Genomic DNA, 23,130 nt, shown 5'->3' on the forward strand with positions numbered 1-23,130 from the left:
TAGTCTGTCGGGAGCACGCCAGGCCCCAGGGGGACAGCAGACATGGACAGCAGCAGCACCAACCAGCGCCGTATGCGCTCCGGCGCCGTCGCCCTCGGAGGCATGGGGCTGCTCGCGGCCACCCTCGTGGCCTGCGGCAGCAGCGACGAACCGGACCGGCGCTGCGCCTCGCGCTCCACGCTGGAGCACCTGAACAGCAAGGAGTGCAGGACCGGCGGAACCGGCTCGTACTACTACGGCGGCCGCGTCAGCAAGGGCAAGGTCACCGGCGGCAGCTTCGACAAGTCGGCCGTCACCCGCGGCGGCATCGGCGGCCACTCCAGCTCCAGCGGCGGCTGATCGCACGATGCAGCGGCACACCATCGAGCCCCGGCCCGGCTGGCAGAAGACGGTCGAGGAGCAGGGGCTGATCTACCCCCTCACCCGCTACCCCGACGACTCGTTGCGCCCCTACTGGGACGAGAGCGCCTACTACTCCTTCTCCCTGCCCGAGGTCGAGGCCCTGGAGAACGTCGTCGAGGAACTGCACGCCATGTGCCTGGCCGCCGCCGCGCACATCGTCGAGCAGGACCGGTTCGCCGACCTCGGCATCACCGACCCCGGGCTCGCCGCGCTGATCGCCGAGTCCTGGCGCCGCCGCGCCGAACAGCCCTCCCTGTACGGCCGTTTCGACCTGCGCTACGACGGCACCGGCAGCCCGGCCAAGATGCTGGAGTACAACGCCGACACCCCGACCTCCCTGGTGGAGGCGGCCAGCCCGCAGTGGTTCTGGATGGAGGAGCGGTTCCCCGGCGCCGACCAGTGGAACTCCCTCCACGAGCGCCTCGTCGACGCCTGGCGCCGCCAGGCCGAGCTGCTGGCGCCCGGCCCGCTGCACTTCGCGCACTCCGAGACCGACGAGCTCGGCGAGGACCTGATGACGGTCGCCTACCTGCAGGAGACCGCCGACCAGGCCGGCCTGGAGACCCACGCCCTGTCCGTGGAGCAGATCGGCTGGGACAGCCTGTCCGGCCGGTTCGTGGACGAGAAGCTGCGCTTCATCCGCAGCTGCTTCAAGCTCTACCCGTGGGAGTGGCTGGCCACGGACCAGTTCGGCCCGCAGGTCCTCGGCACCTACGACCACGGCGGCGGCTCCGGCACCACCTGCTGGATCGAGCCGTTGTGGAAGATGCTGCTCTCCAACAAGGCGCTGCTCGCGATCCTGTGGGAGCTCTTCCCGGAGCACCCCAACCTGCTGCCCGCCTATCTCGACGGCCCGCGCGAGCTCGCCGAGCCCGGATCGGCGGGCTACGTGGCCAAGCCGCTCCTCGGCCGCGAGGGCGCGGGCGTCACCCTGCACGAGCCCGGCCCGGACGGTGTGCCGTTCGTACCGGAGCCGGGGGAGCGGTACTGCTTCCAGGGCCTGGCCCCGCTGCCCGACTTCGACGGCAACCGGGTGGTGCTCGGCGCGTGGGTCGTCGAGGACGAGGCCGCGGGGCTCGGCATCCGCGAATCGGCGGGGCCGGTCACGGACGAGTACGCCCGCTTCCTGCCCCACGTCATCCTCTGAGCATCCGCCGGGGGCGCGGCTACGCCGACAGCACGGACCGGAGCTGCTCCAGCCCCCAGTCCAGGTCCTCCTTGCTGATCACCAGCGGCGGGGCGATGCGGATGGTCGACCCGTGGGTGTCCTTCACGAGCACGCCCCGCTCCATCATCTTCTCGGAGATCTCCCGGCCCGTACCGCGGGAGGGGTCGATGTCGACACCCGCCCACAGCCCGCGGCCGCGCACGGCGGTCACGGCGCCCCCGCCGACGAGCATGCCCAGCTCGCGGTGGAGGTGGTCGCCCAGTTCGGTGGCCCGCTGCTGGAACTCGCCGGTCCGCAGCATCGCGATCACCTCCAGCGCGACGGCGCAGGCGAGCGGGTTCCCGCCGAAGGTCGATCCGTGCTGGCCGGGCCCGAACACCCCCAGCACGTCCCGGTCGGCGACCACCGCCGACACCGGCACGACACCGCCGCCGAGCGCCTTGCCGAGGATGTAGACGTCCGGGACGACCCCCTCGTGCTCGCAGGCGAAGGTCCGGCCGGTCCGGCCGAGCCCCGACTGGATCTCGTCGGCCATGAAGAGCACGTTCCGCTCGCGGGTCAGCTCCCGTACGCCGCCGAGGTACCCGGCGGGCGGCACCAGCACCCCGGCCTCGCCCTGGATCGGCTCCAGCAGTACGGCCACGGTGTTCTCCGTGACGGCGTGCGACAGCGCGGTGAGGTCCCCGTACGGGACGATCTCGAAGCCGGGCGTGTACGGGCCGAAGTGGTCGCGGGCGTCGTGGTCCGTCGAGAAGGAGACGATCGTCGTGGTCCGGCCGTGGAAGTTGTCGGCGGCCACCACGATCTTGGCGTGCCCGTCCGGGACGCCCTTGACCTCGTAGCCCCACTTGCGGGCCGTCTTCACGGCCGTCTCCACCGCCTCCGCACCGGTGTTCATGGGCAGCACCATCTCCTTGCCGCACAGTGCGGCGAGTTCGGTGCAGAAGTCGGCGAACCGGTCGTGGTGGAAGGCGCGCGAGGTGAGGGTCACCCGCTCCAGCTGGGCCTGCGCGGCGTCGATCAGACGGCGGTTGCCGTGCCCGAAGTTGAGCGCGGAGTATCCGGCGAGCATGTCGAGGTATCTGCGGCCCTCCACGTCGGTCATCCACGCGCCGTCCGCGGACGCGACGACGACGGGCAGCGGGTGGTAGTTGTGCGCGCTGTGCGCGTCGGCGGAGCGGATGGCATCAGCTGTTGTCGACACGGGGTCTCCGATCGTCCGTCTGGCCGGTGAAGCAGTGACGAGGGTGGCGTCACCTTCTTATCGTCGCTCGTATCCCGGACGCAGAAACCTGTTCCGCGGCACGCCAGCTAAGGTGTTCGGTACGCACGGCGACTGGCGTACGGGGAACCAACTCCGGGGGAGTCGTGCGCGCTCGACCGCATACAGGGCCGCTCGCCTGGGCCTCGCGGGGTACCGATCACATCGACCCCGGAGGAGCCCGCCGTGTCCGCGAGCCGCCGTCCCGCCCGTCATCCCGCCCTTCTCGCGACCGACCCCGAACTGGCGTCCCACATTGCCGCGGAGGAAGTCCTCCAGGCGCAGACCCTGCGCCTGATCCCCAGCGAGAACTACGTGTCCGCGGCCGTCCTCGAAGCCTCCGGCACCGTGCTGCAGAACAAGTACAGCGAGGGCTACCCCGGCCGCCGCTACTACGAGGGCCAGCAGAACATCGACCGGGTCGAGGCCCTGGCGATCGAGCGGGCCAAGGGTCTGTTCGGCGTGGACCACGCCAACGTGCAGCCGTACTCCGGCTCCCCGGCCAACCTGGCCGTCTACCTGGCCTTCGCGCGGCCCGGCGACACGGTCATGGGCATGGCCCTGCCGATGGGTGGCCACCTGACGCACGGCTGGGGCGTCTCGGCGACGGGCTCGTGGTTCCGCGGCGTGCAGTACGGCGTCCGCCCCGACACGGGGCTGATCGACTACGACGCGGTGCGCGAGCTGGCCCTCGCCGAGCGGCCCAAGCTGATCTTCTGCGGGGGCACCGCCCTGCCGAGGACCATCGACTTCGCCGCGTTCGCGGAGATCGCGCGCGAGGCGGGCTCGGTCCTGGTCGCCGACGTCGCCCATATCGCCGGTCTGATCGCGGGCGGGGCGCACCCCTCCCCGGCCGGTCACGTGGACGTCATCTCCACCACGACCCACAAGACGCTGCGCGGTCCGCGCGGCGCGATGCTGATGTGCCGCGAGGAGCACGCGAAGGCGATCGACAAGGCCGTCTTCCCGGGCCTGCAGGGCGGCCCGCACAACCAGACCACGGCCGGTATCGCGGTGGCGCTGCACGAGGCGGCGCAGCCGTCCTTCGTCCGTTACGCGCACGCGGTCGTCGCCAACGCCAAGGCACTGGCGGCGGCGCTGCTGGAGCGGGGCTTCGACCTGGTCTCGGGCGGTACGGACAACCACCTGATCCTGATCGACCTCACGGACAGGGAGGTGCCGGGCAAGGTCGCGGCCAAGGCCCTGGACCGGGCGGGGATCGTCGTGAACCACAACACCGTCCCGTTCGACCCGCGCAAGCCGTTCGACCCGTCGGGTATCCGGATCGGCACGCCGTCGCTGACGTCCCGCGGACTGTCCGCTGAGCACATGCCGGTGGTCGCCGACTGGATCGCGCGCGCGGTCGATGCCGCCGCGAAGGGCGACGAAACCGCACTGAAGGTGATCCGTTCCGAGGTCGCCGACCTGATGGCCGCCTTCCCGGCCCCGGGCCTGCCGGTGTCGTAGTCCTGCGGCGCCGCTGCCGGGGGCTCTGCCCCCGGACCCCCGCGCCTCAATCGTCGGCGGGGCTGATTTTCAGCCCCGCCGCCGATTGAGGCGCGGGCCGATGGCGGGCACGAGCGGCGCTCCGCACCTGAGAGAATGGGGCCATGGCTTCTGATCGTCCTCGCGCGCTCTCCGGCATCCAGCCCACCTCCGGTTCGTTCCACCTCGGGAACTACCTCGGAGCCATCCGCCAGTACGTCGCCCTCCAGGAGACGCACGACGCGTTCTACATGGTCGTCGACCTGCACGCGATCACCATGCCCCAGGATCCGAAGGACCTGCGCGCGAACACCCGCCTCTCCGCCGCGCAGCTGCTCGCCGCCGGCCTGGACCCGGAGCGCTGCACGCTCTTCGTCCAGAGCCACGTCCCCGAGCACGCGCAGCTCGGCTGGGTGATGAACTGCATCACCGGTTTCGGCGAGGCCAGCCGGATGACCCAGTTCAAGGACAAGTCCGCCAAGGGCGGTGTCAACAGCGCCAGCGTCGGCCTCTTCACCTACCCGATCCTCCAGGTCGCCGACATCCTGCTCTACCAGGCGAACGCCGTCCCGGTCGGCGAGGACCAGCGCCAGCACATCGAGCTCACCCGCGACCTCGCCGAGCGCTTCAACAGCCGGTTCGGCCAGACCTTCACGCTGCCCGCCGCGCACATCGTCAGGGAGGTCGCGAAGATCTACGACCTCCAGGACCCGGCGATCAAGATGTCGAAGTCGGCGTCGTCCCCCAAGGGCCTGATCAACCTCCTCGACGAGCCCAAGGTCACCGAGAAGAAGATCAAGAGCGCGGTCACCGACACCGAGGCCGAGATCCGCTTCGACACCGAGAAGAAGCCCGGCGTCAGCAACCTGCTCACGATCTACTCCACCCTCACGGGCGAGTCGATCCCCGCCCTGGAGGAGAGGTACGCCGGTAAGGGCTACGGCGCGCTGAAGACGGACCTGGCCGGTGTGATGGTCGATTTCGTCACACCCTTCAAGCAGCGCACCCAGGAGTACCTGGACGACCCGGAGACCCTGGACTCCCTGCTGGCCAAGGGCGCGGAGAAGGCCCGTGCGGTCGCCGCGGAGACGCTGGCGCAGGCCTACGACCGCCTCGGTCTGCTGCCCGCCAAGCACTGACGAACGCACCTACGGAAAGACCGCTCTGGCACGAAGTGGGGTCGTGGCCCCACACTGGGGCGGCAGGGTCCACCAGGACAAGCGGAGGAGAGATACGTGGGGACCGTAACGCTCGGCGTTTCGATCGCGGTCCCGGAGCCGTACGGCAGCCAGCTCCAGGAGCTGCGCGCGGGCTTCGGGGACGCCGCCGCGCACGGCATCCCCACGCACGTCACCCTCGTACCGCCGACCGAGGTGGAGGCGGACCGGCTCCCGGCGATCCGGGCCCACCTCACCGAGGTCGCCGCCCGCTTCCCGGCCTTCCCGATGCGGCTGAGCGGGACGGGAACCTTCCGTCCCGTCTCCCCGGTCGTCTTCGTCCGGATCGCCGAGGGCGTCGCGGGCTGCACCCGGCTGCAGAGCGAGGTCCGCGACCCGTCCGGGCCGCTCAGCCGCGAGCTGGCCTTCCCGTACCACCCGCACGTCACCGTCGCCCACGGGATCTCCGAAGAGGCGATGGACCTGGCGTTCACGACGCTGGCCGACTACGCGGCGGAATGGGCCTGCGACGGGTTCGCGCTCTACGAGCAGGGCTCCGACGGGGTCTGGCGCAAGCTGCGTGAATACCCTTTCGGTAGCGGGCCCACAGGCGTTCCGGCGCAGCCGGGCTCCCCGGCGGACCGGACGGCCGAGGCGGCCGGGGCGACCGTACGGCCTTCCTGACGGAGCGGGCGCAGGGTCAGCCGGGCGGTGCGCCGGGCGCGGAACCTCAGCCTTCGCAGGACCAGGGCGTGGAACGGTCGCCTCGTCGAGGGCGCTGGGCGAAAAGTCACAATCGACGACCGTAGTCCCTGAAAGCGACAATCCCGGCTATTTCCGACGCCTCATTTACGGTGACCCCATGGACTGGCTGACGAAACTCCCGGTGATCGGGCCGCTGGCGGGCCGTGCGATGCGGACCCACGCGTGGCGCAGCTACGAACGCCTCGACCGCGTGCACTGGACCCGGCTCGCCGCCGCGATCACCTTCATCAGCTTCCTCGCGCTCTTCCCCCTGATCGCCCTGGCCGCCGCGGTCGGTGCGGCACTGCTCAGCGAGCAGCAGCTGGACAGGCTGGAGAAGACCCTCTCCGAGCAGGTCCCCGGCATCTCCGACCAGCTCAACATCGGCGGACTCGTCGCGAACGCGGCCACCATCGGCCTCGTCGCCGGCGCCCTCCTCCTCTTCACCGGCATCGGCTGGGTGGGCTCGATGCGGGACTGCCTGCGCGCGGTGTGGGACAAGGACGACGAGGACGACGGGAACCCGATCGTCCGCAAGGGCAAGGACGGGCTCGTCCTGCTCGGCCTCGGCGCAGTGGGCCTGATCTCCGCGGCGGCCTCGATCCTCGGGTCGAGCGCCGTCGGCAAGGCGGCCGACCGGCTGGGCATCCCCGGCGAAGGCGCCGGCGGCGTGCTGCTGCGCGCCTTCGCCTTCCTGATCGGCGTGGCGGCCGCCTTCCTGGTGCTGCTTTACCTCCTGACCCTGCTCCCCGGCGTCGAACCGCCGAGGGCCCGCCTGATCCAGGCCGCGCTGATCGGCGCGGCCGGATTCGAGCTGCTGAAGCTGCTGCTCAGCGGCTACATGAGGGAGGTCGCCTCGAAGAGCATGTACGGGGCCTTCGGCGTACCGATCGCCCTGCTGCTCTGGATCAACTTCATGGCGAAGCTGCTGCTGTACGTCTCCGCCTGGACGGCCACCCGCGACGACGGCGAGGGGGAGCCCCCGGCGGCCGGACAGGAGCAGGGGCGGGAGCAGGAGCAGGAGCAGGCCGGCGGGCGGTGATCCCGTGGGGACCCCGAGGGAGGGCTCCGTGGGCCTTCCGCCGTACGAGGCACCGCACCGGCCAGCGCGCCCCGGCAGACCCCCACGGCCACAGCACCAGTGCTGTGGACGTAGAGATTTGCCGGGTCGCGGTGTTCGGTGCGGTGCATCGCAAGGCGGAGGGCCGCAGCTTGTACCGGACGTACTCGCGTGGTCCGACAACGCGGCGAGGTGCCGTGTCCGGGCGCCGCGCCCCGGCAGACCCCCACGGCCACAGCACTAGACGAGTTCCTCGTCGCGGCCCCGGCTGCGCCGCCCGCGCGGCCAGCGGCGGTTGACCACGTACGCGCCGACCGCCAGCACGGCGAGCGCACCGCCCGCGACGCCCAGGGCGGTGCCCATGCCGCCGCCCGGGGCGATGCCGTTCGCCGACGGGTTGTTCTCGTGCGACTGGGCCGGCGAACCGTGCGGCGAGGTGTCCGCGCTCTTCGGCGGCACCAGCTCACCCACCGGCTTGACCTTCCCGGCCGCGGCGAAGCCCCAGTCGAGGAGCGCGGCGGACTCCTCGTAGACCGAGTTCGCGCCGCCCGCGCCCGGGTTCATCACGGTGACCAGCAGTTTCCGGGAGCCCTGCTGCGCCGCCCCGGTGAAGGTGGAGCCTGCCATGCTGGTGGTGCCGTTCTTCACCCCGGCGATGCCCTTGTACGGGGAGATCCCGCCCGCGCCCGTCATCAGCCGGTTGGTGTTCTGGATCTCGAAGTAGTCCCGCGGCTTCCCGGGCTCCTGCAGGCCGGGGAACTTCGCGCTCGCCGTGCCGCAGTATTCGCGGAAGTCCTGCTTCTGCAGTCCGGAGCGGGCGATCAGCGTGAGGTCGTACGCGCTCGACACCTGCTCCGGGGCGTCGTACCCGTCGGGCGACACCACGTGGGTGTCCAGCGCCTGGAGTTCCTCCGCGTGCGCCTGCATGTCCTTGACGGTCTTCTCGACGCCGCCGTTCATGGCCGAAAGTACGTGCACGGCGTCGTTCCCCGACCGCAGGAACACCCCGAGCCACAGGTCGTGGACGGAGTACTCGTGGTCCTCCTTGACCCCGACCAGGCTGCTGCCCGGGCCCACGCCGTCCATGTCCGCGTCGGTGACCTTGTGCACCTGCTCCTTGGGCAGGCTCGGCAGCAGGGTGTCCGCGAAGAGCATCTTCATCGTGGAGGCGGGCGGCAGCCGCCAGTGCGCGTTGTACGCCGCCAGGACCTCGCCGGACTCGGCGTCCGCCACGATCCACGACCGGCCGGTGAGGTTCGCCGGCAGGGCGGGCGCGCCCGGCAGCAGATTCACCTGCGTACCCGGCTGGCCGAGCAGGGATCCGCCGACCGTGGACATCGACGCGGGCGGCGCGGGGGCCGCCGGCGCCTTGGCGGGCCCGCCCTTCCCGTCGGCCGGCGGGGTCGGCGCGGCGTGCGCGGGCACACCCAGCATGGTGGGCACCAGCAACGCGGCGGTAAGGACCGTCAGAGCGGTCGTCTTGGCAGACACGCAGGTGAAAGTACATCCCGATGAGCTGTATGGCGTCGCGGACCGGCCATTTCGTGGCAACCAACCCCGGGACAGCCCACCCCAGCGCGTCCGTCCCGGGGACGAAACAGATACTGAGGGCATGAAACTCAGCCGTGCCGCCTCCTGGTTCCTGCTCGCCTTCGGGGTGTGGACCTGGTTCATCTGGGTGTCTTTCGTCCGGAACCTGTGGAAGAACGGCAGTGGCCTGGCCTTCGACACGGCGGGCGACCCCACTGCCTACTTCTGGGTACACCTGGCGCTCGCCGTGACGTCCTTTCTCCTGGGGACGGCGGTCGGCGTGATCGGGTTGCGCGGGGTCCTGGCCCTGCGACGTGCGTCACGCCCGGGTGACGAGGACGGTGCGGTATGACGGTCCTGCTCTTCGCGCTGGTCGCACTGGCGGTCTGCGCCCTGCTCGTCGGGGTGCACCGCTGGCTGTGGGTCCGCCTGGTCCGTGACACCACCGCCCCCGGTGGGCTGCCCCGCCGCATCGGCACCGCGTTGACCATCGCCCTGCCCCTCCTGTCCGTCGCCGCCCTGACCGCGGGCCGTGCCGGGGCCCCCTTCTGGCTGCAGCAGACGGTGTCCTGGCCGGGGTACCTGTGGCTCGCGGTGCTCCTGTACCTGACCCTGACGATGCTGGTCGCGGAACCGATCCGCGCGCTGTTGCTCCGCCGTCTGGCCCACCGCGCCCCCTCCGGGGCGACAGCCGGACCTCCCACGGAGCAATCCGCCCCCGGGGCCGGCCCGGCCGCGGCCACCGCGGCGCCCTCCGCTGCCGCCGACACCGAGGCGGGGGCGGAGACGGAGCCCGGCGCGGTGCTCGCCGCGGACGGCCCGCCCGCGGAACCGGCCGCCACGGCGCCGGGAAGCGGCCTCACCCGCCGCACCTTCGTCGCACGCGCGGTGGGCGGGGCGGCCGCCGCCGTCGCCGTCGGCACCGTCGCGGGCGGCACGTACGGGGTGCTGCGCGGGCCGAGCGTGCGGCGGGTCCAGGTCCCCCTGGCGAAACTGCCGCGCGCGGCGCACGGCTTCCGGATCGCCGTCGTCAGCGACGTCCACCTCGGCCCGGTGCTCGGCCGCGCCCACGCCCAGCGCATCGTCGACACCGTCAACCGCACCCAGCCCGACCTCATCGCCATCGTCGGTGACCTCGTCGACGGCAGCGTCCCCGACCTCGGACCGGCCGCGGAGCCGCTGCGCGGGCTGACCGCCCGTCACGGCTCCTTCTTCGTCACCGGCAACCACGAGTACTTCTCCGGCGCCGAGCAGTGGGTCGAGCACGTCCGCGAGCTCGGCCTGACCCCGCTGGAGAACGCCCGGCGCGCCCTGCCGCACTTCGACCTGGCCGGGGTCAACGACGTCCAGGGCGAGCGGGAGGGGAGCGGCCCCGACTTCCGGGCCGCCCTCGGTGACCGCGACCGTACGCGGGCCGCCGTACTCCTCGCCCACCAGCCGGTGGTCATCCACGACGCCGTCCAGCACGGCGTCGACCTCCAGCTCTCCGGCCACACCCACGGCGGCCAGCTCTGGCCGGGCGAGTACCTCGCCGAGCTCGCCAACCCCACCGTCGCCGGGCTGGAGCGCTACGGCGACACCCAGCTCTACGTCTCCCGCGGGGCGGGGGCCTGGGGTCCGCCGGTCCGGGTGGGCGCACCGTCCGACATCACGGTCGTCGAACTCGCCTCATACCGGGCCTGACCCGCCCCGGCCGCCAACCGCCGCCCCGCAGAACGATCTTCCGGTGGCTGATATTCCGTGATGGGATATCCGGTCATCGGACAGTGGGTCGCTGTCTCCGGGACGAGGGGTGGTGGTTCACGGGATGCGGTCTGTCCGCTGGAAGATCATTGCTGCGGGTCGGAGGCCTTGCGCCGGCCCGCGGCCGTCTGGGCCATGCCCGGCAGGAAGTCCGCGAACAGCTCGTGGACCTCGCGCACCAGCGGCCGCAGCACGCGGAAGCGGGCCAGCACGATGCCCCGCGTGGTGAGCTGCGCGCCGCGCTCGGCGAGCCGGCGCGACTTCTCGCTGTCCGGGGAGCGGTCGAAGACCCAGTAGAGGACCAGGCCCATCTGCGAGAGCCACATCAGCTCCGGCAGTACGTCGGCCAGTTCGGCCGGCACCTTGGTCTTCGCGCCCGCCAGCACCTCGCGGTGGATGTCGATCGCGGCCTTGCGCGCCGGTTCCGACTCCGGTGAGAAGGGGCTGAGAGGGCTCTCGGGGTCCGCCGCGTTCTTGAAGAACTGCGAGGCGAACTCGTGGTACGGGGCGCCGATGTCCAGCCAGCTCGTCAGGACGCCCGCGAGCCTCTTCTGCAGATCGGTCTCGTTGTCCAGGATGGGCCGGACCGCTGCCTGGTGGGCGGCGCTGATCCGGTCGTAGAAGCCCTGGACCAGGTGTTCCTTGGACTCGAAGTAGTAGTAGGCGTTGCCGACCGAGACGCCGGCTTCCTTGGCGATGCCCCGCATGGTCGTCTTGTCGAAGCCGCGCTCCTGGAAGAGGCGGAGCGCGGTTTCGAGGATGAGCGTGCGGGTCTGCTCGCTCTTGGGAGCCTTCTGTTCAGTCACGGTGCACGAGCCTATCGGGGGACGGCGCACTGGTCGTCACAGGCCGGTCCCTCGGCGGTCTCGGACGGTCCTTCGGTGCGCACGGCCTGCCGCCACGCGGAGGCCGTGAACATGGCGGCCCGGGCGAACGGGCGGCCGGCCGGCGTCGCCAGCCAGTTCGCCTTCGGCCGGTGTTCGGCCAGGGCCCACAGGCAGACGATGAAGGCGTCGGTCCCGGTCCACACCTGGCCGGAGTCCCCCACGACGGTGATCTCGCGGAGCGTCGAGGCGTGGTCGAGCCGGGGGAACCGCCGCCGCGCCTCCCAGGACGCGGCGGGGACCAGGGCGACCGGCAGGAGCAGCGGCTGCGCCAGCAGCCAGTGCCGGATGTGCACGCAGAGCGGGCAGTCGGCGTCGTAGAGGACGGTCAGGTGCCGTACGGCTCCGGTGGGTGCCACGGCTCAGGCCCCGAGCGGCGCGGTCCACCCCTGCGGGGGGACGGGCGGGGTCGTCTGGCGCTCCATGATGCCGCGGCGGCGCATCCTGTTCAGCGCCCACACGTTGCCGAGGTGCATGACGCCCAGGACCAGCAGGACGACGCCGAGCTTGACCGAGAGCGCCTCGAAGAGGGCGCGGGCGGTGTCGATCTCCCTGGTCGAGCGGAGGAAGAGGGTCACGAAGCCGATGTTGACGAGGTAGAAGCCGACCACGAGGAGCTGGTTGACCGCGTCGGCGAGCTTCTCGTTGCCGTGGAGGACGTCCCCGATGAAGACGCGGCCGTTGCGGCTGAGCGTGCGGGCCACCCAGACCGTGAGGCCGATGCTGATGAGCAGGTAGATGACGTACGTGACCACGGTGAGGTCCATTGCCCCAGCCCCTTTGAACGTGTTCAAATGCTCTGACGTCGATGACTCTAGAGCCTTTTTTGAACAAGTTCAAGCGAATGGTCGCGTGCGCTCGCCGCCCCGGAAACGCGTGCGGGCCCCGGCCGTTCGGCCGGGGCCCGCACACGTCGTACCGGGGGGCTCACATGCTGAGCGCCCGCGCGTGGCTCAGCTGCGACATCACCCAGTGGAAGGTGTTCGCGTCCACCGCCGGGATCATCGTGGAGTGGTGGCGGCCGCCGCTGGTCACCGTGACCTGGATGTATCCGGTGGTGGTCCGCTCCTTCATCAGGAGGAAGAGCAGGCCGAGCAGGCAGAAGAGGAAGAAGACGATCGCCAGCACGATCGCGTGGGGCGGGATCTTCTCCTCGGTGCGCGAGAAGTCGGTCGCGTTCCACATCGCGCCCCTCAGCGGCATGGTGCCCGACGGGGTGATGATCTGGTCGCCGGCGACGGTGATGTCGCCGAGGGCGAAGCCGGCGCCGCCGACCGGGGCCGCGGAGTATCCGGCGGGCGACGGTATGCCCGCGCCGATGGTCGGCTGGTGGGCCGGGGCCGCCGGGTACGGCTGGGGGTACCCGTAACTGGCCTCGCCGGGGCCCCACTTGTAGTCGCCCTGGCCGGGCGGGCCGCCCTGGCCGCCCTGACCGGCGGGGTCGCTCGCGTACGGGTTCGGCTGCTGCTCGCTCATGCGGCCGATCCTTCCACAGGCGCCCCCGCCCTGTGTCCCGGGTCCCGCACCCCGGGATCCCCGGTCAGGGGGAGAGGCGGCCGGCGGCCTTTCGGTGTGCGCCCGCACGAGGGTGCCGTCCACCTTGGCGCGCATCGGGTCCGCCCATGCCGCAACGGCCCCGGGCGTCCGCCGGCACCGGCCCGGGGACGGCCCGGTCCCCGGGCCGGCTGGACCGCCGGTGACGCACGAGGGCCCCGCCCCCGGGGTGAACCGGGGACGGGGCCCTCGTACGGGCAGGGACCGGGAGGTCAGAAGCGGCGCGTGATCAGCGCACGCTTGACTTCCTGGATCGCCTTGGTGACCTCGATGCCGCGCGGGCACGCGTCGGTGCAGTTGAAGGTCGTGCGGCAGCGCCACACGCCGTCCTTGTCGTTCAGGATCTCCAGCCGCTGCTCGCCGGCCTCGTCGCGCGAGTCGAAGATGAAGCGGTGCGCGTTGACGATCGCCGCCGGGCCGAAGTACTGGCCGTCGTTCCAGAACACCGGGCACGAGGACGTGCACGCGGCGCACAGGATGCACTTGGTGGTGTCGTCGAAGCGCTCGCGGTCCTCGGCGGACTGCAGGCGCTCGCGCGTCGGCTCGTTGCCCTTGGTGACCAGGAACGGCATGACGTCCCGGTACGCCTGGAAGAAGGGCTCCATGTCGACCACGAGGTCCTTCATCACCGTGAGGCCCTTGATGGCCTCGACGGTGATCGGCTTCTCGGGGTTGATGTCCTTGATCAGCGTCTTGCAGGCGAGCCTGTTCTTGCCGTTGATCCGCATCGCGTCCGAGCCGCAGATGCCGTGCGCGCACGAGCGGCGGAAGGTGAGCGTGCCGTCCAGGTCCCACTTGATCTTGTGGAGACCGTCGAGCACGCGCTCCTTCGGGTCGATCTCGACCTGGAAGTCCTGCCACTGCGACTCGTCCGAGACCTCGGGGTTGAAGCGGCGGATCCGGAAGGTGACCGTGATGTACGGGGAGGCCGCAGCCGCCTCTTCCATCTTGTCCAGGGTGGGGGTAGCCATCAGTACTTACGCTCCATCGGCTGGTAGCGGGTCGTCACGACCGGCTTGTAGTCGAGCCGGACCGAGTCCGAGCCGTCGGCTCCGACCTCGCGGTACGCCATGGTGTGGCGCATGAAGTTGACGTCGTCGCGGTTGGGGTAGTCCTCGCGGTAGTGACCACCGCGGGACTCCTTGCGCGCGAGCGCGGACACGGCCATGACCTCGGCCAGGTCGAGCAGGTTGCCCAGCTCGATGGCCTCCAGCAGGTCCGTGTTGAAGCGCTTGCCCTTGTCCTGGACGGACACGTTCTTGTAGCGCTCGCGCAGCTCCGCGATCTTCTCGACCGCGGTCTTGATGGTCTGCTCCGTGCGGAACACCATCACGTTCGCGTCCATCGTCTCCTGGAGCTCCAGGCGCAGGTCGGCGACCCGCTCCTTGCCCGTGGAGTTGCGCAGGCGCTCGACGAGGTCCGACACCTGCTGCGCCGGGTTCTCGGGGAGCTCGACGAAGTCGTTCTCCTGCGAGTACCTGGCCGCGGCGATGCCGGAGCGCTTGCCGAAGACGTTGATGTCGAGCAGCGAGTTGGTGCCCAGGCGGTTCGCGCCGTGCACCGACACGCAGGCGACCTCGCCGGCCGCGTACAGGCCCGGGACGACGGTGGTGTTGTCGCTGAGGACCTCACCCTCGACGTTGGTCGGGATGCCGCCCATGGCGTAGTGCGCGGTGGGCTGGATCGGGATCGGGTCCGTGTACGGCTCGATGCCCAGGTAGGTACGCGCGAACTCGGTGATGTCCGGGAGCTTCGCGTCGAGCTGCTCCGGCGGCAGGTGGGTGAGGTCCAGGTACACGTGGTCACCGGCCGGACCGCAGCCGCGGCCCTCACGGATCTCGGTGTAGATGGAGCGCGAGACGACGTCACGGGACGCGAGGTCCTTCATGACCGGCGCGTACTTCTCCATGAAGCGCTCGCCGTCCTTGTTGCGCAGGATGCCGCCCTCACCGCGGGCGCCCTCCGTCAGCAGGATGCCCATGCGCCAGATGCCCGTCGGGTGGAACTGGAAGAACTCCATGTCCTCCAGCGGCAGGCCGCGGCGGTAGCAGGCCGCCTGGCCGTCACCGGTGAGGGTGTGCGCGTTGGAGGTCACCTTGAAGAACTTGCCGGTGCCGCCGGAGGCGTAGATGACGGCCTTGGCCTGGAACACGTGGATCTCGCCGGTGGCGAGCTCGTACGCGACCACACCGGCCGACTTCTTGACGCCGTCCTCCTCGACCAGGAGCTGGTCCAGGACGTAGAACTCGTTGAAGAACTCCACGCCCTCCTTGACGCAGTTCTGGTACAGCGTCTGGAGGATCATGTGACCGGTGCGGTCCGCGGCGTAGCAGGACCGGCGGACCGGGGCCTCACCGTGGTTGCGGGAGTGGCCGCCGAAGCGGCGCTGGTCGATGGTGCCGTCCGGGGTGCGGTTGAACGGCAGGCCCATCTTCTCCAGGTCGAGGACCGCGTCGATGGCCTCCTTCGCCAGGATCTCGGCGGCGTCCTGGTCGACCAGGTAGTCACCGCCCTTGACCGTGTCGAAGGTGTGCCACTCCCAGTTGTCCTCCTCCACGTTCGCCAGCGCGGCGGCCATGCCGCCCTGCGCCGCGCCCGTGTGGGAGCGGGTGGGGTAGAGCTTCGTCAGCACCGCGGTGCGGCTGCGCTTCGTCGACTCGATGGCGGCGCGCATGCCGGCGCCACCTGCGCCGACGATGACGGTGTCGTACTTGTGGATCTTCATTGGTTTCGCCTCAGCCCCGTTGCCTAGCGGATGTTCGGGTCGAAGGTGAAGATCACCAGCGTGCCCAGAAGGATGGTGAACACCGTGGCGGTGTAGAGCAGGCCCTTCAGCCACAGCCGCGTGTTGGCACGCTCCGCGTAGTCGTTGATGACGGTACGCAGGCCGTTGGCGCCGTGCAGCATGGCCAGCCACAGCATCAGCAGGTCCCAGACCTGCCAGAACGGGGACGCCCAGCGGCCGGCCACGAAGGCGAAGCCGATCTTGGAGACGCCGCCGTCGAGCACCAGCTGGATCAGCAGGTGGCCGATGACGAGGACGACGAGCACGATGCCCGAGAGGCGCATGAAGAGCCACGCGACCATCTCGAAGTTGCCGCGCGTCGAGCGGGGCGTCGTGCCCGTGCGCTTGCGCGGGGCCTCGATGTACGGCGCGGGGTTGTCGACGTCGTAGAGGGAAACGCCCTCCACGTCGCCGATGCCCTTGGCGGAAGAAGTGTCAGAGGACATGCGCGTCACTTCCCGAACAGTTCGAGGTAGGCGTGGCCGAGCACGGGGTACAGGGCCCCGACCATCAGCACGACCCAGATGCCCACGACCCACCAGAGCATCGTCTTCTGGTGGCGCGGGCCCTTGGACCAGAAGTCCACGGCGATGACACGGAGACCGTTGAGCGCGTGGAACAGGATGGCGGCGACGAGGCCGTACTCCAGCAGCGCGACGATCGGAGTCTTATAGGTGGCCACGACATCGTCGTACGCCTCGGGCGAGACGCGGACGAGAGCGGTGTCGAGGACGTGTACGAACAGGAAGAAGAAGATGAGGACGCCGGTGACTCGATGAGCCACCCAGGACCACATTCCTTCCCGGCCGCGGTACAACGTTCCAGCCGGCACGGAAAACCCTCCGGAAGCGGGGCGGGGGCCAGCCGGCTTCTTTGTCGGTCGGGCCCGGCCGGGTACGGTCCACCGGCCCCGGACATCGTAGCGACGAGTTGTCGGTTCCCTCGCGCGGGGTCCGGCTGTGTGATCAAACAGGCACGTACGGGCTATCCCACAGGGGCGAATAGCCCGGTTTCGGCCATGGATGCCCCCTCGGGGCAGGTCAGCCGGCGCGTCAGGTCCAGCAGTCGGGACTGCGCGACACGCCGTAGCTCGTCCGCCGAGATCGAGCGTTCCTCGTCCGCCTCGTGCCCCATCCGCCGCCGGATGGCCCCCAGGAGCTGGGCGGCCTGCTCCTCCGGCGGATGGGCGTCCAGGCAGATCACGAAGGCGTGGTCGAACTTCCGTTCGTACTCCGCACGGGCTGCTTCGAGGGCCAGCAGCGCGGCGTACGGCGCCCCGTGGTCCAGCTCGGCCGAGCGCTCCACCGCCAGCGCCTCGGTCAGGTCGGTCTGCGACAGGTCGTACGAGGCCTCGTCCGCGGCGGCGAGCAGGGCGCCCGCGTCCGGGTAGGGGCGGTGCGCCGCCACCCGGTGCGCCCAGCGGCGGCTGCCGCAGCAGTGCAGGAGGGCCGCCCGGGCGGCCTCGGGGGCCAGGGTGTTGAACCGCGTCAGTCCGGGGCCGTGGGACGGGCCGGAGCAGCCGCGGGCCTGTGCCGGAAGATGGCTGGACAGCGGGGGGCTCCTAGGGGCGTGGCGCGGGTGTGCCGCAACGCTATCGACGCAGGGCAGGGTGTGTCGTACCCGTGCGGGGATTTCACCCGGAAGTGAGCCGAAAGGATGACGTGGGCGCGCCGGGCGGGCACGGTGGGACGCCCGGAAAAGGGGGAGGGCGACCGAGGCCGCCACCCCCCACAGGAGAGGCCCCGGCCGCCATCCGTCACGGGCTCGTGCGACAAGCCCGTACCCCTGTCAGCGCCGGGGGTGCGTTTTGTGTCACACCTCGCTCCGCGCAGGATTGGTTGCGCGTTGTATCACTCGTGGACGGGAGGTGCTTGAAAGCCGTAACGTGCTGATTTGCGCCACACGTACAGGGACAGGTTGGGGACTTTGCTGGGGGACGACGCGGAGCTGACCGCCGCTGTGCTCGCGGCGCAGGACGGCGACGAGAACGCGTTCCGTGCTGTGTACCGTGCCGTGCACCCACGCCTGCTCGGGTACGTACGCACGCTCGTCGGGGACGGCGATGCCGAGGACGTGACCTCCGAGGCCTGGTTGCAGATAGCCCGCGACCTCGACTCCTTCACCGGCGACGCCGACCGCTTCCGCGGCTGGGCCGCTCGCATCGCCCGGAACCGGGCACTCGACCACGTACGCATGCGCGGCCGCCGCCCCGCCATCGGCGGCGACGACACCGAGCTCACCAGCTGGGCGGCCGAGTGCGACACGGCCGGCGCGGCGATGGAGTCCCTCGACACCGGGCGCACGATGGCGCTCATAGCCCAGCTGCCCCAGGACCAGGCCGAGGCCGTCGTCCTGCGGGTCGTGGTCGGCCTGGACGCCAAGAGCGCGGCCGAGACCCTGGGCAAGCGGCCCGGCGCGGTACGCACCGCCGCGCACCGCGGTCTGAAGAAGTTGGCGGAACTGCTCGCCGCGCAGGGCGCGGACGGCGGCTTCGAGGCGGGCCGGGGCACCGGGGCCGGGGCGGGCGCCGCGGTCGGCCATAATGCCGGTGGCCATGCGTGGGACGGCGGGGGCGGGAGGGATCTCGACGCCGTACCCGCACAGCGTGGCAGGGGCGGCAGTTACGCAGAAAAAACCGGTGTGACGCATTCACGTTGGCGGACGCAGAAGGACATGTGATGGCCGACGAGCGCGACAGGTGGCTGGACGAGGCCGCGGCGGAAGCATTCCTGCGCGGCGGACCGACGGAACCTGTGGGGCCCGCCGCCGACCCGCGTGCCGCGACGCAGGCTGCCCGGCTGCGGGCCGCCCTGGACGGCCTGGCCGCGATGGCGGCCGCACCCACGGGTGGGGAACTGCCCGGCGAGGAGACGGCGGTGGAGGCCTACCGCGCGGCGCGCGGCGCCGCGCCCCGCACCATCGTGCCGTCCGCGGCCGACGGCGGCCCCGGCGAACCCCTGGTCGCCCTCGGCGCCGTCCTGCCCGCGCCCGCGCCCACCCGCCGGCGTGCCAGGACCGTGAGCTTCGGCCTGGCCGCCGCCCTCGCGAGCGTCGCCGCGGGCGGTCTGGCCGCCGCGGCGGGCGTGGGGCTGCTGGACAGGTCCCGGCAGGACACGGCGGGACCCGGACCGGCGATGTCGGTCAGCGCCGGGGAGAGCCCGGTCCCGGACGACGGCGGCGATGCCCCGACGGTCGCCCCGAAACTGCTGCCCACCCCGCTGCCGGAGGGCTCTGACCCGGGCTTCGCCCCTGCCCCGCCGTCGCCGACGGTGGGCGGGCGGGCGGTACCCGGCACCGGAACGGTCCCCGACACCTTCCCGGACACCTCGGCGTCCGGCGGCTCGGGCCGGGGCCCCAGGGACGACCAGAGCGGTCCGGGCGACCGGGAGGTCAGCAGGGACACGCTGGGGACCGGCGAGCTGGGCAAGGACCGGCAGCGCGAGCAGGAGAGCCGGCTCAAGGTGGACCTCTGCGAGGAGTACCGCAAGGGGCGGCTGAGCGACGACCGGCGCGAGCGGCTTTCACGGCTGGCGGACGGGCTCCTGCGGATCCCGGCCTACTGCGCCTCGGTGCTGGACACGGACTCCGGCGGCACCACGCGACGCGACGCCCCGCTGGGCGGGACGCTCCGGGCGCCGACCCTGTCGCCCGAGGGCCCGCAGAGATCCACGCCCCTGCGCGCGGGCCGCTGACACATGTGCTGACCTGCCTGTAACACTTTTCGAACCCGTGGCGCAGTACTAATCGAGCCGACTGGTCATCGGCCGCGCATGAGCCGGGGTTCCCCCCGTACCCCTGGGCTCTGCGCAACCGGCGCGGGCGGGGCACGTTCCCCCGGCCCTGCCCGCGCCCTTTGCTTCGACCCCGTTCAACGGGACAGGCCGTCCCCTTCCCCCTCCGCCGGTGCGGCGGGCCGGGAAAGGGACGGCCTGATGCGTTCCACCGGCCCGCGGCCGGCTCTGTGGTCTGCTCCGTGGCCGGGGCCCCGGTATCCGGGCCCCCGGCGTCACCCTCCGCGGGGTCACCAGTAGACGACGACCTTGTCGCCCACCTGCACGTCGTCGAAGAGCTTGGACAGCTTGCCCTTGTCACGGACGTTCACGCAGCCGTGCGAGGCGCCGTTGTAGCCGCGGGCGGCGAAGTCCGCGGAGTAGTGCACGGCCTGGCCGCCGCTGAAGAACATCGCGTAGGGCATCGGCGTGTGGTAGATCGTCGACGTCCAGTCCTTGGCCTTCCAGCCCACGTTGAACACGCCCTCGCGGGTCGGGGTGTTCTCCGAGCCGAAGCGGACGTCCATCGTCGAGACGACCTTGCCGTCGATCATCCAGGCGAGGGTGCGGCTCTCCTTGCTGATGCACATGACGCGGCCCGTCATGCAGCGCGGGTCCGGCGCGGCGACCTCAATGGTGGTCGGCGGGCGCAGCTCGTCGGCCGTGGGCTTCTTGCTGGAGCTCTGGATCTTCTTCCAGGTCTTTTCGTCGACCCCGCCGGTCACGGCCAGGCCGTTCTTCGACTGGAAGGACTTCACCGCGGCCGTCGTCTTCGAGCCGTAGAAACCGGTCGGCGAGACGGTCAGCAGCTTGAGCTGCTTCAGGCGGGCCTGGAGCTCGCGGACCTGCTCGCTCTCGTCGCCGTTGGCCATGATCTGCTTCACCGTGGGCGAGGGCGAGGCCGACGGGGAGGCGGAGGCCGACGCGGAGGCGGAGGCGGACGCCGAGGGCTCGCCGGGCTTGTTGTCGGCGGACGGGGAGGCTTCGGGGGTGGCGCCCGCCGTGGGCGAGGACGGTGCCACGGAGGAGGAGCCGGCGGACTCCGTCTTCTGCGGACCGCAGGCGGTCGCGGCGAGCGCGACGGCGGTGGCCACCCCGATCGTGCGGATTATGACTCTCTGGCGCTGCATTGCAGTCCCCCGGTTTCTACGTCGTGTATCTAGGTGATGCCTGGCGCGCGTGGAGAGTTGCACAGGGTTCCGGGATGTTGCGCCATTGTGACCGGCAACCGTCCACGGCCTTGGGAAGCGACGCGCGGGCAAGGTTGTATCAGCCCCGGGCACGGTTGCTCTACGGAGGACTTCGTCACATGGCCAGTACCGAGAGCGGATTCCCGGTCGAACCGGTCTACGGACCGGGCGATCTGACGGAATGGGACCCCGAGGTCCAATTGGGTGCACCAGGGGACTTCCCCTACACCCGTGGGATTTATCCGAACATGTACACCGGTCGGCCCTGGACCATGCGGCAGTACGCCGGCTTCGGCACGGCCACCGAGTCCAACGCCCGCTACCGGCAGCTCATCGCGGGCGGCGGCACCGGGCTGTCCGTCGCCTTCGACCTGCCCACCCAGATGGGCCACGACTCCGACGCGCCCCTCGCCCACGGCGAGGTCGGCAAGGTCGGGTGGCCGTCGACTCGCTCGACGACATGCGGACCCTGTTCGACGGCATCCCCCTCGACCGCGTCTCCACCTCGATGACGATCAACGCGCCCGCCGCCCTCCTGCTGCTGCTCTATCAGCTGGTCGCGGAGGAACAGGGCATTGCGGGCGCGCGGCTGACGGGGACGATCCAGAACGACGTCCTGAAGGAGTACATCGCCCGGGGGACGTACATCTTCCCGCCCGGACCCTCGCTGCGGCTGACCGCCGACACCTTCCGCTACTGCCGGGAGGAGATCCCCCGGTGGAACACCATCTCCATCTCCGGCTACCACATGGCCGAAGCCGGCGCCTCGCCCGCGCAGGAGGTGGCCTTCACCCTCGCCGACGGCATCGCCTACGTCCGTACCGCCCTCGCGGCGGGCATGGCCGTCGACGAGTTCGCGCCGCGGCTCTCCTTCTTCTTCGTCGCCCGCACCACCCTGCTGGAGGAGGTCGCGAAGTTCCGCGCCGCCCGGCGGATCTGGGCCCGCGTCATGCGGGAGGAGTTCGGCGCGCGGGACCCCAAGTCGATGATGCTGCGCTTCCACACCCAGACCGCCGGCGTCCAGCTCACCGCGCAGCAGCCCGAGCTGAACCTCGTACGCGTCGCCGTGCAGGCGCTGGCCGCGGTACTGGGCGGCACCCAGTCGCTGCACACCAACTCCTTCGACGAGGCGATCGCGCTCCCGACGGAGAAGTCGGCCCGCCTCGCGCTGCGCACCCAGCAGGTCCTCGCGCACGAGACGGACGTACCGCACACCGTGGACCCCTTCGCCGGGTCGTACGCCGTGGAGCGGATGACGGACGAACTGGAGGCGGCGGCCCTCGGCCTGATGCGGCGCGTCGAGGAGCAGGGCGGAGCGGTGGCCGCGATCGAGGCCGGCTTCCAGAAGGCGGAGATCGAGCGGAACGCCTACCGCATCGCGCGGGAGACCGACAGCGGCGAGCGGGTGGTGGTCGGGGTCAACCGCTTCGCGCTGGAGCGCGAGGAACCGTACGAGCCGCTGCGCGTGGACCCGGCGATCGAGGAGCGGCAGTGCGCGGCGCTGGCACGGCTGCGGGCGGAGCGCGACGGGGCGGCGGTGGCGGCGGCGCTCGGGGCGCTGCGGGAGGCGGCGGCGGGAACGGCGAACGTGCTGTACCCGATGAAGGAGGCGCTGCGCGCGCGGGCCACGGTGGGGGAGGTGTGCGGGGCGCTGCGGGAGGTGTGGGGGACGTACGAGCCCACCGGTTCCACATGGTGAAACACAGTGGACTGTCAGGTGTGTCCCCATGGGACACTCCTGCACATGCTGGGTGTCATCGATCTGCCGACGTACCTCGCCGGCCTCGTCCTGATCATTCTCCTGCCGGGACCGAACTCGCTCTACGTGCTGTCCGTCGCCGCCCGCCGCGGTGTGCGCACGGGCTACAAGGCCGCCGCCGGGGTGTTCACCGGCGACGCCGTGCTGATGGCACTGACCGCCCTGGGCGCCGGGGCCCTGCTCCGGGCGAGCCCGCTGGTGTTCACCGTGGTGAAGTTCCTCGGCGCCGGGTACCTGGCCTGGCTCGCCGTCGGGATGATGCGGGGCGCCTGGGCGCTGTGGCGCACCCGCCGGGACCGGGACGAGGCGCGGGCCGATGCCCCCGCCGACCCCGCGGAGAACGAACGGCCCTACCGGCGCGCCCTGCTGATCAGCCTCCTCAACCCGAAGGCCATCCTCTTCCTGATGTCCTTCTTCGTGCAGTTCGTGGACCCGTCCTACGCCTACCCGGCGCTGTCGTTCCTCGTCCTGGGCGGACTGCTGCAGACCGGCAGCTTCCTCTACCTGACGCTGCTGATATTCGGCGGCACCCGGCTCTCGGAGGCCTTCCGCCGCCGCAGGCGGCTGTCGGCCGGGGCGACCTCGGCGGCGGGCGTGCTGTTCCTCGGCTTCGCGGCCAAGCTCGCGGTCAGCTGACC

Annotated in this window: 23 protein-coding genes and 1 pseudogene; 12 read left to right on the forward strand and 12 right to left on the reverse strand. The window is 71.1% G+C overall.

The window, feature by feature from the left end; genetic code table 11:
• The first annotated feature begins 42 nt into the window (after positions 1-42).
• Entirely contained in the window at positions 43-339 is a 297-nt protein-coding gene (locus tag ACIPXC_RS25450) for a hypothetical protein (protein ID WP_401622521.1), read from the forward strand.
• 7 nt (positions 340-346) lie between these two features.
• A complete protein-coding gene (locus ACIPXC_RS25455; RefSeq protein ID WP_401622524.1) occupies positions 347-1,549 on the forward strand; it encodes a glutathionylspermidine synthase family protein in 1,203 nt (400 codons plus the stop codon).
• A 19-nt stretch (positions 1,550-1,568) separates the two neighbouring features.
• Here the strand turns inward: ACIPXC_RS25455 and rocD are convergent, their stop codons facing one another.
• Positions 1,569-2,774, reverse strand: coding sequence for an ornithine--oxo-acid transaminase (gene rocD / locus ACIPXC_RS25460; protein WP_401622527.1), 1,206 nt, complete (start codon positions 2,772-2,774; stop codon positions 1,569-1,571).
• 243 nt (positions 2,775-3,017) lie between these two features.
• On the opposite strand from rocD, the gene glyA reads away from it, so the two are divergent.
• The 4 genes from glyA to ACIPXC_RS25480 all read left to right on the forward strand — a co-directional run bounded on the left by glyA (position 3,018) and on the right by ACIPXC_RS25480 (position 7,259).
• The gene (gene glyA, locus ACIPXC_RS25465) at positions 3,018-4,298 is read left to right on the forward strand and encodes a serine hydroxymethyltransferase (RefSeq protein WP_401622530.1); all 1,281 of its coding nucleotides are present in this window, start codon (positions 3,018-3,020) and stop codon (positions 4,296-4,298) included.
• Between the two features lie 143 nt (positions 4,299-4,441).
• Positions 4,442-5,455, forward strand: a complete 1,014-nt coding sequence (trpS, locus tag ACIPXC_RS25470; protein ID WP_401622533.1) for a tryptophan--tRNA ligase — start codon at positions 4,442-4,444, stop codon at positions 5,453-5,455.
• A gap of 96 nt (positions 5,456-5,551) precedes the next feature.
• Positions 5,552-6,157, forward strand: a complete 606-nt coding sequence (locus ACIPXC_RS25475) for a 2'-5' RNA ligase family protein (protein ID WP_401622536.1) — start codon at positions 5,552-5,554, stop codon at positions 6,155-6,157.
• A 178-nt stretch (positions 6,158-6,335) separates the two neighbouring features.
• Entirely contained in the window at positions 6,336-7,259 is a 924-nt protein-coding gene (locus tag ACIPXC_RS25480) for a YihY/virulence factor BrkB family protein (RefSeq protein WP_401622539.1), read from the forward strand.
• 258 nt (positions 7,260-7,517) lie between these two features.
• Here ACIPXC_RS25480 and ACIPXC_RS25485 read toward each other — a convergent pair whose 3' ends face one another.
• Positions 7,518-8,711 carry a D-alanyl-D-alanine carboxypeptidase family protein gene (locus tag ACIPXC_RS25485; RefSeq protein WP_401622629.1) on the reverse strand — a complete coding sequence of 398 codons (1,194 nt, stop codon included), beginning with the start codon at positions 8,709-8,711 and terminating at the stop codon, positions 7,518-7,520.
• A gap of 178 nt (positions 8,712-8,889) precedes the next feature.
• Here ACIPXC_RS25485 and ACIPXC_RS25490 point away from each other — a divergent pair, with 178 nt between their 5' ends.
• Positions 8,890-9,159, forward strand: coding sequence for an SCO4848 family membrane protein (locus ACIPXC_RS25490; protein ID WP_401622542.1), 270 nt, complete (start codon positions 8,890-8,892; stop codon positions 9,157-9,159).
• Positions 9,156-10,490, forward strand: a complete 1,335-nt coding sequence (locus ACIPXC_RS25495) for a metallophosphoesterase (RefSeq protein ID WP_401622545.1) — start codon at positions 9,156-9,158, stop codon at positions 10,488-10,490. Before ACIPXC_RS25490 ends, ACIPXC_RS25495 begins: the two co-directional genes overlap by 4 nt.
• Positions 10,491-10,636: 146 nt before the next feature.
• Here ACIPXC_RS25495 and ACIPXC_RS25500 read toward each other — a convergent pair whose 3' ends face one another.
• The 9 genes from ACIPXC_RS25500 to ACIPXC_RS25540 all read right to left on the reverse strand — a co-directional run bounded on the left by ACIPXC_RS25500 (position 10,637) and on the right by ACIPXC_RS25540 (position 17,498).
• Positions 10,637-11,356, reverse strand: a complete 720-nt coding sequence (locus ACIPXC_RS25500; RefSeq protein ID WP_401622548.1) for a TetR/AcrR family transcriptional regulator — start codon at positions 11,354-11,356, stop codon at positions 10,637-10,639.
• Between the two features lie 11 nt (positions 11,357-11,367).
• Positions 11,368-11,793: a thiol-disulfide oxidoreductase DCC family protein gene (locus ACIPXC_RS25505; RefSeq protein WP_401622551.1), complete on the reverse strand. Its 426-nt coding sequence runs from the start codon at positions 11,791-11,793 to the stop codon at positions 11,368-11,370.
• 3 nt (positions 11,794-11,796) lie between these two features.
• On the reverse strand, positions 11,797-12,201 hold the full coding sequence (locus ACIPXC_RS25510) for a hypothetical protein (protein ID WP_401622554.1): 405 nt from the start codon (positions 12,199-12,201) through the stop codon (positions 11,797-11,799).
• Between the two features lie 160 nt (positions 12,202-12,361).
• Positions 12,362-12,910 carry a hypothetical protein gene (locus tag ACIPXC_RS25515; protein ID WP_401622557.1) on the reverse strand — a complete coding sequence of 183 codons (549 nt, stop codon included), beginning with the start codon at positions 12,908-12,910 and terminating at the stop codon, positions 12,362-12,364.
• Positions 12,911-13,200: 290 nt separating this feature from the next.
• Positions 13,201-13,959 (reverse strand): succinate dehydrogenase iron-sulfur subunit, encoded by a 759-nt coding sequence (locus ACIPXC_RS25520; RefSeq protein ID WP_401622560.1) that lies wholly within the window; start codon positions 13,957-13,959, stop codon positions 13,201-13,203.
• On the reverse strand, positions 13,959-15,713 hold the full coding sequence (gene sdhA, locus ACIPXC_RS25525) for a succinate dehydrogenase flavoprotein subunit (RefSeq protein WP_046779166.1): 1,755 nt from the start codon (positions 15,711-15,713) through the stop codon (positions 13,959-13,961). Before sdhA ends, ACIPXC_RS25520 begins: the two co-directional genes overlap by 1 nt.
• A 23-nt stretch (positions 15,714-15,736) precedes the next feature.
• A complete protein-coding gene (locus tag ACIPXC_RS25530; protein WP_401622564.1) occupies positions 15,737-16,219 on the reverse strand; it encodes a succinate dehydrogenase hydrophobic membrane anchor subunit in 483 nt (160 codons plus the stop codon).
• Positions 16,220-16,224: 5 nt separating this feature from the next.
• Complete coding sequence (sdhC, locus tag ACIPXC_RS25535) at positions 16,225-16,605, reverse strand: succinate dehydrogenase, cytochrome b556 subunit (RefSeq protein ID WP_075970878.1); 381 nt, start codon at positions 16,603-16,605, stop codon at positions 16,225-16,227.
• A gap of 152 nt (positions 16,606-16,757) precedes the next feature.
• Positions 16,758-17,498 carry a 2-oxo-4-hydroxy-4-carboxy-5-ureidoimidazoline decarboxylase gene (locus ACIPXC_RS25540; RefSeq protein WP_401622568.1) on the reverse strand — a complete coding sequence of 247 codons (741 nt, stop codon included), beginning with the start codon at positions 17,496-17,498 and terminating at the stop codon, positions 16,758-16,760.
• A 201-nt stretch (positions 17,499-17,699) separates the two neighbouring features.
• Here ACIPXC_RS25540 and ACIPXC_RS25545 point away from each other — a divergent pair, with 201 nt between their 5' ends.
• Both ACIPXC_RS25545 and ACIPXC_RS25550 read left to right on the forward strand, forming a co-directional pair.
• Positions 17,700-18,452 (forward strand): RNA polymerase sigma factor, encoded by a 753-nt coding sequence (locus tag ACIPXC_RS25545; RefSeq protein ID WP_401622632.1) that lies wholly within the window; start codon positions 17,700-17,702, stop codon positions 18,450-18,452.
• The gene (locus ACIPXC_RS25550; protein WP_401622571.1) at positions 18,452-19,465 is read left to right on the forward strand and encodes a hypothetical protein; all 1,014 of its coding nucleotides are present in this window, start codon (positions 18,452-18,454) and stop codon (positions 19,463-19,465) included. The genes ACIPXC_RS25545 and ACIPXC_RS25550 overlap by 1 nt, the downstream gene beginning before the upstream one ends.
• Before the next feature lie 329 nt (positions 19,466-19,794).
• On the opposite strand, the gene ACIPXC_RS25555 is transcribed toward ACIPXC_RS25550, so the two are convergent.
• A complete protein-coding gene (locus ACIPXC_RS25555; protein WP_401622574.1) occupies positions 19,795-20,673 on the reverse strand; it encodes a peptidoglycan-binding protein in 879 nt (292 codons plus the stop codon).
• Positions 20,674-20,852: 179 nt separating this feature from the next.
• Here ACIPXC_RS25555 and ACIPXC_RS25560 point away from each other — a divergent pair.
• Positions 20,853-22,432 (forward strand): annotated as a pseudogene (locus tag ACIPXC_RS25560) (methylmalonyl-CoA mutase).
• Between the two features lie 45 nt (positions 22,433-22,477).
• Positions 22,478-23,128, forward strand: a complete 651-nt coding sequence (gene leuE, locus ACIPXC_RS25565) for a leucine efflux protein LeuE (RefSeq protein ID WP_401622577.1) — start codon at positions 22,478-22,480, stop codon at positions 23,126-23,128.
• Positions 23,129-23,130: the final 2 nt, after the last annotated feature.

The sequence above is a fragment of the Streptomyces sp. NPDC090021 genome (assembly GCF_044748225.1).
Classification (GTDB): Bacteria; Actinomycetota; Actinomycetes; order Streptomycetales; family Streptomycetaceae; genus Streptomyces.